General features: G+C 70.7%; 17 protein-coding genes. 6 read left to right on the top strand and 11 right to left on the bottom strand.

Annotation, left to right across the window (positions count from 1 at the left end; genetic code table 11):
* Positions 1–36: 36 nt before the first annotated feature.
* The 11 genes from ACYVIH_RS04875 to ACYVIH_RS04825 all read right to left on the bottom strand — a co-directional run bounded on the left by ACYVIH_RS04875 (position 37) and on the right by ACYVIH_RS04825 (position 8,529).
* A complete protein-coding gene (locus ACYVIH_RS04875) occupies positions 37–795 on the bottom strand; it encodes a hypothetical protein (protein WP_460866598.1) in 759 nt (252 codons plus the stop codon).
* A 255-nt stretch (positions 796–1,050) separates the two neighbouring features.
* Positions 1,051–2,106 carry a hypothetical protein gene (locus tag ACYVIH_RS04870; RefSeq protein WP_460866596.1) on the bottom strand — a complete coding sequence of 352 codons (1,056 nt, stop codon included), beginning with the start codon at positions 2,104–2,106 and terminating at the stop codon, positions 1,051–1,053.
* Between the two features lie 71 nt (positions 2,107–2,177).
* The gene (locus ACYVIH_RS04865) at positions 2,178–2,744 is read right to left on the bottom strand and encodes a hypothetical protein (protein ID WP_460866594.1); all 567 of its coding nucleotides are present in this window, start codon (positions 2,742–2,744) and stop codon (positions 2,178–2,180) included.
* Between the two features lie 96 nt (positions 2,745–2,840).
* A complete protein-coding gene (locus ACYVIH_RS04860; protein WP_460866592.1) occupies positions 2,841–3,149 on the bottom strand; it encodes a hypothetical protein in 309 nt (102 codons plus the stop codon).
* 229 nt (positions 3,150–3,378) lie between these two features.
* Positions 3,379–3,645: a ubiquitin family protein gene (locus ACYVIH_RS04855; protein ID WP_460866590.1), complete on the bottom strand. Its 267-nt coding sequence runs from the start codon at positions 3,643–3,645 to the stop codon at positions 3,379–3,381.
* 56 nt (positions 3,646–3,701) lie between these two features.
* Positions 3,702–4,199, bottom strand: a complete 498-nt coding sequence (locus ACYVIH_RS04850) for a hypothetical protein (protein WP_460866588.1) — start codon at positions 4,197–4,199, stop codon at positions 3,702–3,704.
* A gap of 70 nt (positions 4,200–4,269) precedes the next feature.
* Positions 4,270–4,728 (bottom strand): deoxycytidylate deaminase, encoded by a 459-nt coding sequence (locus ACYVIH_RS04845; protein ID WP_460866586.1) that lies wholly within the window; start codon positions 4,726–4,728, stop codon positions 4,270–4,272.
* An 8-nt stretch (positions 4,729–4,736) separates the two neighbouring features.
* Positions 4,737–5,027, bottom strand: coding sequence for a hypothetical protein (locus ACYVIH_RS04840; RefSeq protein ID WP_460866583.1), 291 nt, complete (start codon positions 5,025–5,027; stop codon positions 4,737–4,739).
* Between the two features lie 125 nt (positions 5,028–5,152).
* The gene (locus ACYVIH_RS04835) at positions 5,153–5,725 is read right to left on the bottom strand and encodes a hypothetical protein (protein WP_460866581.1); all 573 of its coding nucleotides are present in this window, start codon (positions 5,723–5,725) and stop codon (positions 5,153–5,155) included.
* 200 nt (positions 5,726–5,925) lie between these two features.
* Positions 5,926–7,209, bottom strand: coding sequence for an AAA family ATPase (locus tag ACYVIH_RS04830; protein ID WP_460866579.1), 1,284 nt, complete (start codon positions 7,207–7,209; stop codon positions 5,926–5,928).
* Between the two features lie 129 nt (positions 7,210–7,338).
* Positions 7,339–8,529: a hypothetical protein gene (locus ACYVIH_RS04825; protein ID WP_460866576.1), complete on the bottom strand. Its 1,191-nt coding sequence runs from the start codon at positions 8,527–8,529 to the stop codon at positions 7,339–7,341.
* 687 nt (positions 8,530–9,216) lie between these two features.
* Between ACYVIH_RS04825 and ACYVIH_RS04820 the strand changes: the two genes are divergently transcribed.
* The 6 genes from ACYVIH_RS04820 (at position 9,217) to ACYVIH_RS04795 (ending at position 13,208) form a co-directional block, all read left to right on the top strand.
* The gene (locus ACYVIH_RS04820) at positions 9,217–10,839 is read left to right on the top strand and encodes a vWA domain-containing protein (protein WP_460866573.1); all 1,623 of its coding nucleotides are present in this window, start codon (positions 9,217–9,219) and stop codon (positions 10,837–10,839) included.
* Entirely contained in the window at positions 10,839–11,015 is a 177-nt protein-coding gene (locus tag ACYVIH_RS04815) for a hypothetical protein (RefSeq protein WP_460866571.1), read from the top strand. Before ACYVIH_RS04820 ends, ACYVIH_RS04815 begins: the two co-directional genes overlap by 1 nt.
* Before the next feature lie 243 nt (positions 11,016–11,258).
* Positions 11,259–11,510 (top strand): hypothetical protein, encoded by a 252-nt coding sequence (locus ACYVIH_RS04810; RefSeq protein ID WP_460866568.1) that lies wholly within the window; start codon positions 11,259–11,261, stop codon positions 11,508–11,510.
* On the top strand, positions 11,507–11,968 hold the full coding sequence (locus ACYVIH_RS04805) for a hypothetical protein (protein WP_460866565.1): 462 nt from the start codon (positions 11,507–11,509) through the stop codon (positions 11,966–11,968). The genes ACYVIH_RS04810 and ACYVIH_RS04805 overlap by 4 nt, the downstream gene beginning before the upstream one ends.
* A complete protein-coding gene (locus tag ACYVIH_RS04800; protein ID WP_460866562.1) occupies positions 11,965–12,372 on the top strand; it encodes a hypothetical protein in 408 nt (135 codons plus the stop codon). The genes ACYVIH_RS04805 and ACYVIH_RS04800 overlap by 4 nt, the downstream gene beginning before the upstream one ends.
* Positions 12,369–13,208 (top strand): hypothetical protein, encoded by an 840-nt coding sequence (locus tag ACYVIH_RS04795; RefSeq protein WP_460866559.1) that lies wholly within the window; start codon positions 12,369–12,371, stop codon positions 13,206–13,208. The genes ACYVIH_RS04800 and ACYVIH_RS04795 overlap by 4 nt, the downstream gene beginning before the upstream one ends.
* Positions 13,209–13,254: the final 46 nt, after the last annotated feature.

Genomic DNA, 13,254 nt, shown 5'->3' with positions numbered 1-13,254 from the left:
GGAGACGGCGCCCTCGCAGCGGGTGTTCTGGAGGCGTCAGCCGCGACGGACCCGGATGACGGTCGGCTTGGAACTGACCGCCTTCTCGGTGGGCGTGGCGTTGACGACGACGCGGAAGCGGTGCTTGCCCGCTCGCCCGGTCGGAACCGGCAGCCGGTAGAAGCCGCGGGCGTTGGTGCGCACCCGGGCCACGACCTTCCAGCCGTTCTTGGTCTTCTTCAGCAGCCGCACGACCCGCTCACCGCCGGAGGCGCGGCCCTTGATCAGTACCTTCTCACCGGCCTCGGCGACCTTCGGGATCTCGCGGACGACGACCTTGGACTCTACCTTCGGCTCGGGTCGGACGGTCGGAGCCTCGGGCTCTGGCTTCACCTCTGGCTCGTCGGCAGGGTCAGGGCTCTCTTCGACCGGCGGCTTCGGGGCCGGGGTCTCCACCTCGGGCGTCTCGGGCGCGGGGAGCGGCGCGCCGGTCTGGTCCTGCGGGTCGTCGAACGGGCCGGTGGGCTCGTAGGGGATGTCCTCGGGCGCCATGTCCACGAACATGACCGTCGCCTGGTCGCTCAGTTCCGGGTACTCACCGCTGACGATACGTGCTCGCAGCGTGGCGGGGCCCGGGACCGGGTAGGAGGTGGGGAGGGTGAACACGCCGACGTGGTTCGTCTTCACGTTCACCAGAGGCTGCGCCTGACCGTTCGGCAGAAGGACCTCCAGGCCCACCGTGTAGTAGGCGGGCGGGAAGACGTAGCCCACCGAGGCGTAGGACTCCTGGATGCTCACCGCGCGGTCAGGCCACATGACCCTGACGGTGGGCGAGTCCACCACTTCAATGTCGTCAGCGGCCTGGGCGGATGACGCAGGCACCAGGGCCAGGCCGAACGTAAGGGACATGGCCGCGACGGCGGCGAGTCCGCGAGAGATAAGTGTGTTCATGACCGTCCATGTGTCCGGATATGCGGTGATTTCTCCCCAACCCAATCAGGAATCCCGGATCGACGTGGGCGAACGCGCCAAACCGCCGTCCGCCCACGAGGGCGACGAACGCTAGGAGCCTCACCCGTTGTTCTCGGTCCGCTCGGTCAGACACCCGGCGGCCAGGCCGACCTTGCGCAGCGCGACGAGGTCCCCGGCGCCCCAGCGTGCAGGCTTGCGGCTCATCACCGGGCTCATGATCTGGGTTCGGTCGTTGACATGGTCCAGGCCGACGGCGTGCGCGGTCTCGTGCATCAGCAACTGGCCCAGGGTGCCTTGCAACCCGTACTGGGGGCCGGAGCCGAACCCGGGCGTGAACCGGACGTCGCTGGCGATCAGCACGGCTGCCTGCTCGATGAGGTAGACGTCGCGGCCTGCGGCGTCCTGCGCTCCAGCCCGGGTCTTGGTCTGCCCGCCAAGGCCCACGGACCCGCCGATGTAGTCCGAGGCGCGGCGCGGCGCCCAGGCGAAGGTGAGCCCGGCGTCCTTGGGAGCCCGCCCCGGGTGCCGGGTCCAGCCCTTGTACCTGGTGCCTCCCTTGAACACGAAACGCATCCCGGTGGCTTCGCTGACCCGACGGACTGCTTCGTGGACGTCCTTCAGCGCCCCGCGGGGCGCGCCTTGGAGGTTGACGCGGTACGCGATCGCCTCGCACGGGTTGAACCTGAACCCGATGCTGCCGTAGGCCTCGCTCAGCGCCCACGACTTCGCGGACCCGGGCGCCCGGTAGCCGGGCTTCACCCGGACCACCGTCGGGACAGACTGTGCTCGGCCGAACGTTCCGGTGGCGGGCACGGCGACCGCGTAGCGGTGCGCCCCGATCCAGTTGGTGGGCACCTTGACCCGGTAGGTGCCGTCGGCGCGAGTGCGTCCGGTGACCACCTTGCGCCAGCCGTCCGGCAACTTCTCCACGACCTGGATCAGCCTCGACGGCCCGCTGACCTTCCCGGCGAGGAACACCGGCTGGTACAGGTCCGCACCTGACGTCGAGGGGGACGCGGTGACCGCGGACTTCCGTAGGAGCGGGTCAGAGGTGGCTGCGGCGGTGACCGCCTGGGTCGGGCCGAGTACCAAGGCCGCGGCAACCGTGGCGGCCGCGGCCAGGCGGCGTGGCGTGTTCGCGATGAGGGAGGTCATGCCCCGGTAGGTGTGCGGCACAGGCCCCGAACGCTCACCTGGGGTCTGTGCCGCCGAGCAACGGTCGCTGCCTAGACGGCGGCCCGGCGCTCCGAGGGTGCGTCGGCGAAGCGTGCGCGCCACGCTTCCTCGGAGGCATCGGGGGCCGGGGCGTTGGCTGCGGCCACCGCGAACAGTCGCTGCTCACGGTCGGCGACCTCGATGTCGTAGAGGGCACCGGCGATCCGGTCGGTGAAGGTGTGCGCCTGGTCGGGGCTGAGTCGGCCCACCTGGGCGGCCGCGGCGTCGACCTTCGCGTCGTCGAGGACGGCGTCGGCGACATAGGACTGTGCCTCGCCGTCGTCGGGTGGCAGCGAGGTGAAGCCTCCACGGGTGTCCATCGCGCGGACCAGGCCCATCCGGACTGCGTTGCGTCGGGTGGCGGCGTCCGCGGCCGGGTGGGTGGCGATCTCGTGGTAGCGCACCGCGTACTCCTCGGCCCGCTGGCTGCGGTTCTCCGAGGCGATGTCGCCGGGCTCCGGGAACGCCGGGACGGGCTCAGTCTGGTCGACGACGAGGCGGAGGGCAGCCTCGGGACGGGCAGTTGCGGCGAACCGGCCGCCGTCGGGAGTGCCTGCCGGGACACGAACGATGGTCATGCCGTGCAGGTGTGCGGGGGATCGCCGAGGTGACATAGGGACCGGACTCTGCGGCCATGCGGCCCCGGGCGGAGCAGAGGCAGACAGGTCGGCGACCTATGGGGTCGGGAGTGGCTCGCAGTCAAGCGCCCGTTCGCACAGGGACATGGCTTGCTCGCGCGAGTTGGCGCGGATGTCGTCGGTGCTGGCGTCCGCGTGAGTGATGTCGCCGTGCCACAGGCCCTCGTCGTCGGGGTCAGGGCAGATCGTGGCGTAGGAGCCGGACGGGCACACCACCGCGTACCCCGGGCCGCTCGGGAACCACTCGTCGACCGGTTTGCCGCGGAACGACGCGACGCCGAACGCCGGTGACCCTGACGGGATCTGTGGCGGTGCGGCGTGGTGACGCTGCGGCCTGCTGCTCATAGCGGCAGAGTAGGCCGCCGTGCCGACACCTGCCCACGGTTCGGTGCTCACGCCGCTGGCTGGCCGTCGGCGGCACCGGCGCAGAACACGCAGGATGCGTACGCTTCCTCGCCGGGACCCGGCTCCCGTGCCTCGCAGGTGGGGCACATCGACCGGGCCGCGATCGCGGCCAGGACCGTGATGCTGGGGCGCTGGTGACGCCGGGCCGAGGTGGCCATGTTCGGTGGCCCTACCGTGCCGCGGGTTCGCGGGTGACCGGGTGCCGGGTCACGACCCGCTCGCCGTTCATCAACGTGCGGGCGCCATCGTCACCGACGACGTCGAACCAGCCGTCCCAGGTGGGGGAGTCGACGCCGTTGTAGCCGTCGCGGGGGAGCCGGACTGTGCCGCGGCCCAGGTCGTAGTCCCACACCGCCAGCCCGTCGACGATCTCGACGCCGTCGGCGGTGCGCAGTAGGGGGATGCTGTTCGGGTGCGGTTCAGGAAGGCTGGTCATGACCGTGAGGTGTGCGGCAGCCGCCGAGTCCTTCACCGCTCCTCGCTCCGGGCTGCTCAGCCGCGGGACCGTTCGATGTAGGGCTCGCAAGTCTTCACCAGTCGGGCACCGGAGTCGCGGACGGCGTCGGCGTCGGGGGCGTCGCCGTGCTGGTAGGCAGTGGTCGCCGCGGCCACGGCGTCGGCGTGCCGGGTGATCATCGCAGCAGCGCTGCGGCTCTCGGATCGTGCGGCGACCGAGCGGAGGCCCGAGACCGCTGTGTCGGCGGCGCGGAGGGCGCGGGCGGCCTGGGCCTTCCCGGCAGCCACGTACGGTGCCGCAGCGATCCGGGACGTGGCCAGCATCGCCCGGTCGGCAGGGTCGCTCGGGGTGGCGAAGACGTCGAGGCAGGTCGCCTCTAGCCGGTCGGCCTCGGTGGCCACGTGCACCTGAGTGCTGGCCGAGGCCGCCCGGGTGTCGTCGGGCGCCGCCGGGCCCAGGCCGCAGGCTGCCGCGAGCAGCGGGACGAGCAGGGCCACGGTCAGAGGGACGATGCGTGCGCGTGGGGCGGACACGAGGGCTCCTGGTGCTGGGTCGGACGTGGGGTGACATGCGTAGGTGGGGCCGGGTGCTGCCGGGGTGGGGTCAGCCGAGGGTCCAGCCGCCGCCGGGCCAGACGACCTCGCCCCAGCCCTGTGCGCGCAGCATCGGACCGCACTCCGCGCAGGGCGCGCAGGTGATGGCCACCAGCGAGGTGGCCGGATCGGCGCCGTGTTCCAGGGCCCACTCGGTGGCGTTCTCTTCGGCGTGCCTGGCGACACAGGCGACCTCGTGTCCGGAGTTGCCGAGATCCGGCGGGATGTCGTCATGGGTGAAACGACCGCGCGGGCAGCCGCCGTCGGTGCAGTGGACCGCGCCTGCGGGGGTGCCGTTGTAGCCGGTGGCCGCGATTCGCTTGTTCTTGTCCAGGATCACGCAGGCGACCTGGCGGCGGGTGCAGGCCGCGGGGGTCTTGACGACCTCGGCCAGGTTCAGGGCGTACTCGGCTCGGGTGGGACGGCGGCCGGGAGTAGCCGGTGTCGAAGAGATTTCGGTCGTGGTCATGTCCTGGCCTATGCCTGGTCGCAGACGGCCAGCCGCCGATAGTCGCGGACGCGGCGGACGGTGTGCACCGCCGAGAACGGCACGGCCACCAGCGTGCATCCAAACAGGTAGACCAGGGAGGCGTCGGTGTCGTACCCGAAGACGCTCACCAGGAAGCCGTACCAGCCCGCGAGGACGACTGCGCCGACGACCGGGATCCACCAGCGACCGCTGCGAGGCGGTATGCCCGGGCCGGTCTCGACCGGCGGCGTGGGGGTTGGCCTCGCGTCGCGCGAGGCAGGCCGGTGGTTGAGAGTCACGGTAATGACGGTCCTTGGGGCGTGGGTGTCGAACGACCTGCCTATGCCGGTGGCCCGGTGGTCGGCGGCGGGGACGACGAACGGCCCGTGGTCGGCAGGATCCACGGGCCGTTCGGATGGGGGCTTCAGCGCAGCCGGACCGGTGCGGTGAAGGCGGTCTCGTCGCTGGTGAGCGCATAGCCCATCGACCGGTCGCTCTGCCCGGCCAGGGCACGCACGGTGACGGTGGCGGCCCGCTTGCCGAGGATCTTCTTGGGAACGAGGAACACGACGAAGTCGTGGCGGACGTTGGTGCGGTTGATGACGAACCGGTCCACCGTGCGGCCACGGGGATTCTCCACCGCCGCACGCCTGCCGGGTGCCCGCGTGATGGTATAGGCCAGCCGCTTGCCGACACGGACCTCGATGGCGTGGGTGTACCCCGCTGCGGGAGAGATGTTCGCCGGGGTCAGGTTGGTGTAGTCGACGCGCACCGCCACCCGCTTCGCCTTCGCCTGGTAGCGCGCGGTGACCTTCTCGATGTCGGCCCCGTTGCCGTCGAAGGTCTCCCCGGTCATGTACGACACGACGTCGTTGGTCGGGTCGACGAGGGCGGTGTGGCGCGGCGCGGCGTGGGCTGGGGCGGTCAAGCCGATCGACAGGGCAGCGACGGCGCCGACCGCGACCATGCGGAGTGCGGTCTGGGGGGTGTGCTTCATCGGGGTTCTCCTGGGTGTGATCGTCGGGTGGGGCAACATGCGCACAGGCGTGAGGGCCTCTCACCGAGGCGCTGGTTCAGCAGGTGTGCGGCGGGGCTGCGAAGTCTCCCCACACCCGGATGGGGGAGGGGACGAGAACCCGGCCGGGGCGATCGACCTCTCACCGTACGAGGCCCCGGCCGGGCTGTTCGGGGGACGGCTCAGGCGGTCATGTGGCGCCGGACCGCGATGCCGGTCCTGGCGTCGGGCTCCTCCTCGGCGGCGGCACGCAGCGCGGGCTCCCACTCTCCGTCGTGGACCCAGGTCATGTGCGTCAGGTGACGAGAGGCCATCACACACAGCCGACCGAGGTTCAACTGGTGCGGGCCGACTGCGGCCGCGCCCACCAGCGGGTCGAGTGCGATCACTGCGTGCCACTGCCCGCCCTGCATCCGGTCGGCGGTGCCCACGGTAATCCCCTCCATGCCGTAGGAGCGCAGGATCGCGGACACGGTCGAGGACTGGTTGTTGTGGGCGACGACCACGGCCACGTCGGACTCGCGGACCCGGTCGAGCACCTCGTTGCCTTCGGCGTCGAGGGAGCGGACCTTGCGGCCGACCATCGCGTAGGCCAGGTCCGCGATCGCGACCATGGTGTCCACGTGCGCGGTGCTGGGAGCCGGGTTGACCCGGTGCGCGGCGATCTCCGGCAGCACGGAACCGTCCCGGTCGAGCAGTTCCCGGTGCGGGCGCTTGGAGGAGAACTCGAACCCGTAGAGCGGGGCGATCGCGTCAACGGTGCGCTGGCCGAGGCGGTAGGTGGCGTCCATCTGGAGCACCATCGCGTCGTCGCGCTGAGCGAACACCTCCGGGGCGCGCATGTGCGGGGCCGATCGCATCCGCCGCCAGGCGGAGGTGTCGGCGGTGACCACGGGGCCGATCTGGCCAGGGTCGCCAACGAGGATCACCTGGTCGGCAGAGTCAGATGCGGACATGACCTCGGCGAACGTCGCCTGGTAGGCCTCGTCGAACACCATGATGTCGCAGTCGGGGGCGGAGAACCCGCACGAGGCGATGGTGCGGACCACGATCGAGCGACGGTCGGGCTTGGAGGAGCGCACGCATCCCTTGGGCAGGTCCGCGCCGGAGACGGAGAAGATCACCTGCGGGGCGTCCTTGGCGTCGCCGAGTTCCGTCGCGAGCCGCTCGGCCAGGTCGGCCGCGCCCCGGCGGGTGGGGCAGGCGACGACGACCTTGAAGTCGCTGCGCTTCATCAACTGCTCCAGCGCCTCGACCACCAGGGTGGTCTTGCCTGCGCCGGGAGGGGAGTCGACGATGGTCACCGGCTGGCGGCTGAACCCGGCGTAGAGGACGCGGGCCAGCATCGAGCCGGGCACCAGCGCCTTGCGGTCGTCGAGCAGGTTGTCGTTGGAGGCCACCTCGGCGGCGTTGTCGGTCGCCGCGGAGTGGACAGGCTCTAGGCCGAGGTCGGAGAGGTCGATCATGCCTCCCAGGTATGCGGCAGCCCGCCGAACGCTCCCCACCCTCGCGGGACGCGAGGTAGCAGCGGGCGGCATGCACGAGCGACCCCGACCAGGTCGTGCTCAGGCCGGGGTCGCTGCGGTGAATGGGTATCAGTCGATGGTCGGCGCTCCGGCCAGCGCGATGTCCACCGGGATGTCCACCGGCAGGTTGCGATCCTCGCCACCGTCGTTGCCCTGGACCCAGCGGGCGTTCTTGGGTGCGCGCTTGACCATCAGGAACGGCGCGGCAGCGGCGTACAGCGGCCGGTAGTTGGCCTTCGCCTCCTCGACAATGTGGCGGTGGCGGTCGTTCTTCGGCGGGTTGGAGAACGAGACGAGCAACTGCCCGTCCTTGAAGTCCACGCTGCGCAGGGTGACCTCGGTGCGGTCGAGGGTCTCGTGCCCGTCGAAGAGGAACACCTTGGATCCCTCCCGCAGCCGGAAGGGGTCGGAGACGGTAGCGGTGATCCCCTTGGCGTCGATCTGGAGGATGCGGATCTGCGCGACGGTGCCGTCCACGGCGTTGCGCTCGCGCAGAAGCGGGTCCAGCGACAGCATCGCCGCGAACGCGTCGTTCACCGTGGTCGCCTTCGCGAACGCGGTGCAGGCGCTCGACAGCGAGGCGTACTGGCCGGACCGGGCTCCCCACAGTTCGGCGTCGCGCAGCGACTTCAAGGTCTCCTGGTCCACCTCGCCGTCCATCGCCAGCGTGACGAGCCGCTTGATCGCGGACCGGCCGCGCGGGTCCCCCGACAGGTTGAACCCGTCGGCCCAGCCGTCGAGCGTCTTGGGGTCGTGCCCGGTCGGCAGCCAGAACCGCACGGCGAGCGCGTCGGTAAGCACCGGAGTGTGGACCGAGGTCGGCAGGCCGCGACGGTAGGTCAGCAGCCGCGACAGGCGACGCGCCTCGGGGGTGGCCTCCGCTCCGTCGGCGTGCCGTTCGGCCATCTGGAGCATCCGGTGCAGCGTCTCCTTGTCGGCGATCACCGTGGCCCGGTACTGCTTGGTGGTGGTCGCGCCGAGGTCGTAGGCGTCGGTGATCGCCTCGCGCAGCGCTCGGTAGGTCATGCGCTGGGCCGGGGTGTCGGCGTCGAGGTCGAGCAGGTAGACCTTCGAGTCGGGGCCGGTGTAGGCGACCTGGCCAAGCATCCCGGCCAGGTGCATCCCGGCGGTGAAGGTGCGGTCGGTCGGGTGCCCTGCGGCCGTCGCGGCGGCGCGGCGCTTCGCGTCGTGGATCGCGAGCAACTGCCCGGTCGTGCGGTGCTCGACGGGCTCGGTCTTGGGGTCCATCAGGTCGGTCATGCCGGTCAGGTGTGCGGCGGGGGCGAGGCCGCTCCCCACGAGCGCGACCTGCTCGGTGGAGAGGCTGTCACTGCCGATGCGCCCCGCGCACCTGAGGGGTGAACTCCTACAACCCCAGGAGCCGCTTACTGCCCGACCACGACCCCTGTGTTCCACCACGCACGTGAGAAGCCCTCTCTCGACGCCCTCAACCCCCTTGCCGGGCGTCCAGTAACCAGGCCGATCGCCGTTCCGCTGACCCCTCTTGTGGCCGTCAGCCGCTGTGCCCTGCCAGTTCCCAGACGGTCTCAGCCACTTCTGGCAGGGTAAAACCGCAGGTCAGAGGCCGTTTTGCCTCGATTCTGTCAGTTTCCAGTTTGGGTACATAGGACATATATGTGAGAACACATATATTGATTGATGTCCACTGGAGAGATAGATGCCTCTGGGTCGTATGACGTATCTATCTATCTATCTAAAAGTGGTAGGAACCCTTCTTCTTCTACTACTACATGGCCTCTGACCTGCGGTTTTGCCCTCAGATCGACCAGCCACTTCCACTGCCAGTTTCAAAGTAAAGTGGCAGAACCGGCTCGGCTGAGCGTGAAGGTCGTGGCCGGACCGGCCAGAAGCGGTTCCGAAAGTGGCTGCCGGGGCGCTGCGGCCAGCCTGGGGAGCGGCCGGGGCCGTGCCGGACACCTGTGGTGCATGACCACCCGAGGCAACCTCTCCGCGCTCACCGACGAGCAACTCGCCGACTTCCAGTCCTGGCGGTCCGAGGCGCTCATCCTCATGCCGTACATGTCCCGACTGCTGTTCAGCGTGCGCGTGCTCGACGCCCCCGGCCTCGGCACGTTCGCGGTGGACAGGGACTACCGGATGTACATCGACTTCGCTGACGTGAAGCAGCGCGGTGCGGTTTGGTGCGCCGAGGCGCTGCTGCACGAGTGCTCGCACCTGTTCGCCGACCACGCCTCCTTCGCCGAGGATCTCGGGGTGACTGCGGCCACGAACCGGGAGTGGAACGTCGCCGCCGACTGCGCGATCAACGACGACCTGCGCGACGCGGGCTGCAAGACCATCGAGGCCGACGCGATGCTTCCCCAGCACATCGGCGAGGCGGACTACCAGACCCCGCACGTGTACTTCGCCAAGATCCGCCAGATGCAGCAGGCCCAGCAGCAGAAGCAGCAGAGCCAGCCTCAGCAGGGCCAGCAGGGCCAGGGCTCGCAGAGCGGACAGTCCGGCTCCCAGCCCGGCTCCCAGGGTGGCCAGCAGGGTCAGCCCGGCTCGTGCGGCACCTGTGGCCAGGGCTCCCAGGGTGGCCAGCAGGGCCAGGGCTCCCCGACCGGTCAGGGCGGCGGCTCGCAGGGTGGGCAGCAGTCCGGCCAGGGAGCCGCCTCCGGTACGGGACAGGGCGGCTCGGCCCAGGGCCAGCAGCCGGGCTCCGGCTCCGGTGCGGGGACCTGCCCCGACTGTGGCCAGCAGATGCCGGTGTTCAAGGGCTGCGGCTCCGGCTCAGGCGGCCAGCCCGCGCCGGTCGAACTGCCCTCCTCCGACGACTTCGGCGGGGTCGCTCCGGCTGCCTCGTCGATCGAGAAGGAGGCGATCCGCACCGCGACGGCTGCGCAGATCAAGGACTACGTCGCCAAGGGCCGCGGCACCGTGCCCGGTGGTCTGGTCGAGATCGCCGACAAGGTGCTCGCACCATCCAAGACACCGTGGCAACAGGTGCTCGCCTCCCACCTCCGCCGCGCGGTCGCCACGAAGTCCGGCCCGTTCGACCTGGACCGGTCCCGGCGGAACCGTCGTCGTCACCGGCAGGAGATCCCCTCGCGTCGCGGCGGCATCCGGGGTCGCGTGGTCGTGCCGGGCACGTACACCCCCGAGCCGACCATCACCGTCATTCGCGACACCTCAGGGTCGATGGGGGCCAACGACATCGCAGCGGTGACCCGTGAGGTCGAGGCCATCGCCAAGCGCATCGGCATCCGCGGCGACGCGCTCCGGGTGCTCGACGTGGACGCGGCGGTCCACCAGGAGGTCAAGTTCCGGGGCCGCAAGTCGCTGGAGAAGGTCGCCGGTCGCGGCGGCACCTCCATGACGGTGGGCATCGAGCACATCGAGAACAGCCGGGGCGAGAAGCCGACCGCGATCGTCGTCCTCACCGACGGCGGCACCGACTGGCCCGAGACGCGGGGACGCATCCCGGTGATCGCCGCGATCATCCCGCAGGGCGACGGCGGCGACGCAGCCAAGTACGCCGAGCAGTACGCCTCGCTGGTGCCGGACTTCATCAAGACCGTCGTCGTGGACTCAGGGGTGGCGTGATGTTCGGCCACCGTCAGCCGACGTTGGACTGCCAGACCTGCGGGGACCCGGTGCGCGAACTCACCGAGGCCGGGACACAGCAGGTCGCGCACAACCCGTACGCGTTCGTCGTCTACTGCGGCCCGTGCGGCCGCGACGCCGAGAGGATCGTGGCCGCCGGAGGACTGCTGCCGTGATCGGCGGTCTCGCCCAGCGCACCGCGCGCCGGTTCCCGGTCAACACCGGACCGACCGGCAACCGCGCCTGCCGCGCAGCCCGCGCTGGCGCCGAGCGCTGAACCGGTGGCTGGGCCAGCCATGCCCCGACTGCGGTGTCGAGCCGTTGCGGCGGCACCGGGACGGGTGCATTACCGGCTCGTGGGACGGCGGCACCTGGGCATGAGCGCTCCCGGTCACCACGCCAGCGGCACAGGGGTACCTGTGAACACCACCCCGACACGTCGCCGACCGACCGCGCTGTTGCTGCTCGCCTCGGCTCTCGTCCCCGGACTGGGCTCGATGCTCGCCGGGGCCATCGGCACCGGCCTGCTCGTCCTCGGGGTGTTCCTGGTCAGCCTGCGGGCGCTGCTCTACCCGCCGACTGGGGTGGGCGTCCCGCTGATCGTGTGGCTCGCGGGCCTGGTCGACGTGTGGCTGCGGATCCGGACCCCGCGGGACCAGGAGGAGCGGTGAGCCACGACACGACGAGTGAGATCCGGCTCGACCTGACCGACGCCGAGATCAACGACCTCGACTTCATCCTGGCCAACCACCGCAGCGCCCGGGCGCACTGGTCGAAGACCGCGATCCGGCAGAAACTCCACACCGCCGCCACGGCCGCGGTCGGCTTCCGCGAGGACGTCGAGTACCAGGTGGTCGGCCCGTGGGGCGTCGGAAGCGCCCGGGACGAGGCCGACGCGATCCACCAGGTGATGACGGCCCGCGCCGCTCACCTGTGCGACGGGTACGAGAGCAGCGTCCGACACATCGTCGCCGAACGTCGTCGCGTCCGCCGTTACACCGACGACTCGGAGTGGTACGGCCCGTGGGAGGAGTTCTCCGGAGCCGAGTACACCCGCGAGGCGGTCGCGGAGGTGCTGGCGCGGCTCCGGGGAGCCGACAGCGCGACGCCGGACACATCGGGGGCATGAAGGACACCCGCACCGTCTACCGGACCGTGGGCCGCGTCGTCGAGACCTGCGCCTACGGCTGCGAGCACGAGGTCGCCTACGTCGAGGTCAAGCACCTGACCGCGACCGGTCAGACCCGGGTCCACGACAACGGCTACGAACAGCGCGAGACGCCGCTGTACGTCGACGCTCAGGGCCGGACCTACCACCAGCACGTGAGCATCGACTACTTCAACAACATCACCTTCGTGCGTGACGACGACCCGAACTGGCGCCCCTTCACCCCGAGGCCCGAGGGCACCCTCGCCCGGGACCTGGCCGGGAAGCCGGTCACCGCAGCCACCCCGGCCGGGCCCGCGTGGAGCCCGCACCTGCCCGGCGCCTGGCTCGCAGGACAGCCCCGGCCGAAGAAGCGACGCCGATGAGCACGAAGATCTACCACGGCTACCGGCTCGCCGCCGGGGTCGACCTGTTCGACTTCGTCGACCACGTCCGGCGCACCATGAACCCGATCCGCGACCGTCTCGACGCCCGGGCGCTGATCGGCGGCGCGGTCCGCAGCATCGACGGCGCCGACCTCGGCGGCCGCCCGCGGCCGGGTATGCCGCTGTTCGACGCGATGAGCGCCTACGACGACCTGCAACGCAAGACCGGTCCCGACAGCCGCCTGCACGACCCACACCGGTTCGAGTTGGCGATCGGCCGCGACAAGCCCTCGGGCAGGATGCTGGTGCTGCTCTACGCCGACCGGCCCGAGTACGTCGAGGCATGGGAAGCGCTGCCGCAGGTGGAGCCGTACGGCTACTGGAACAACGCCGACCAGCCCGAGGACGTCACCGACGCCGAGTGGGACGAGCGCCGGGAGGCCTGGGACCGGGTGATGCCCGGCTATACCCCGCCGGTGGCGTGCATGGCCAGCGTCGCCCTGCGCGCCGATTCCGACATGGGGATGTTCAGCCTCGTCCAGGACACCGACAAGCACCGGGACCTGCTGCTGGGCGAGGCGCCGACGCTACGCGACCGCGCCGCGAACGCCGCCGGTGCGTTGCTCGCCCGGGCAGCACGTGACGCAGGGGAACCGGACTCCGACATCCTGCGCCGGTTCGTCTTCCGCCGGGCACCCGGCCACCTGGTCGACCTGGTCGAGCCGCTGCTGGACCCGTACGCACCGGAGGCCGCACTGACCAAGTCGCAGGACGAACAACCGGTCCGTGAGGTCGACCTAGGCCCGGTTCGGGACGCGATCCGCGAACTCCTCTGACCCGACCGGTGGGGTGGGGAGAGATCTCCCGAGGCCCGCACACATG

The sequence above is a fragment of the Nocardioides pakistanensis genome (genome assembly GCF_054781215.1).
The sequence above is the reverse complement of the archived record's forward strand: the minus strand, read 5'-3'. Positions and strand labels throughout refer to the sequence as shown.

What these genes read in the sequence shown, in the direction of transcription:
- ACYVIH_RS04875 (WP_460866598.1), bottom strand. Translation starts at nt 795, where the DNA reads ATGTGGCCTGACCGCGCGGTGAGCATCCAGGAGTCCTACGCCTCGGTG.
- ACYVIH_RS04870 (WP_460866596.1), bottom strand. Translation starts at nt 2,106, where the DNA reads ATGACCTCCCTCATCGCGAACACGCCACGCCGCCTGGCCGCGGCCGCC.
- ACYVIH_RS04865 (WP_460866594.1), bottom strand. Translation starts at nt 2,744, where the DNA reads ATGACCATCGTTCGTGTCCCGGCAGGCACTCCCGACGGCGGCCGGTTC.
- ACYVIH_RS04860 (WP_460866592.1), bottom strand. Translation starts at nt 3,149, where the DNA reads ATGAGCAGCAGGCCGCAGCGTCACCACGCCGCACCGCCACAGATCCCG.
- ACYVIH_RS04855 (WP_460866590.1), bottom strand. Translation starts at nt 3,645, where the DNA reads ATGACCAGCCTTCCTGAACCGCACCCGAACAGCATCCCCCTACTGCGC.
- ACYVIH_RS04845 (WP_460866586.1), bottom strand. Translation starts at nt 4,728, where the DNA reads ATGACCACGACCGAAATCTCTTCGACACCGGCTACTCCCGGCCGCCGT.
- ACYVIH_RS04835 (WP_460866581.1), bottom strand. Translation starts at nt 5,725, where the DNA reads ATGAAGCACACCCCCCAGACCGCACTCCGCATGGTCGCGGTCGGCGCC.
- ACYVIH_RS04830 (WP_460866579.1), bottom strand. Translation starts at nt 7,209, where the DNA reads ATGATCGACCTCTCCGACCTCGGCCTAGAGCCTGTCCACTCCGCGGCG.
- ACYVIH_RS04825 (WP_460866576.1), bottom strand. Translation starts at nt 8,529, where the DNA reads ATGACCGACCTGATGGACCCCAAGACCGAGCCCGTCGAGCACCGCACG.
- ACYVIH_RS04820 (WP_460866573.1), top strand. Translation starts at nt 9,217, where the DNA reads ATGACCACCCGAGGCAACCTCTCCGCGCTCACCGACGAGCAACTCGCC.
- ACYVIH_RS04815 (WP_460866571.1), top strand. Translation starts at nt 10,839, where the DNA reads ATGTTCGGCCACCGTCAGCCGACGTTGGACTGCCAGACCTGCGGGGAC.
- ACYVIH_RS04800 (WP_460866562.1), top strand. Translation starts at nt 11,965, where the DNA reads ATGAAGGACACCCGCACCGTCTACCGGACCGTGGGCCGCGTCGTCGAG.
- ACYVIH_RS04795 (WP_460866559.1), top strand. Translation starts at nt 12,369, where the DNA reads ATGAGCACGAAGATCTACCACGGCTACCGGCTCGCCGCCGGGGTCGAC.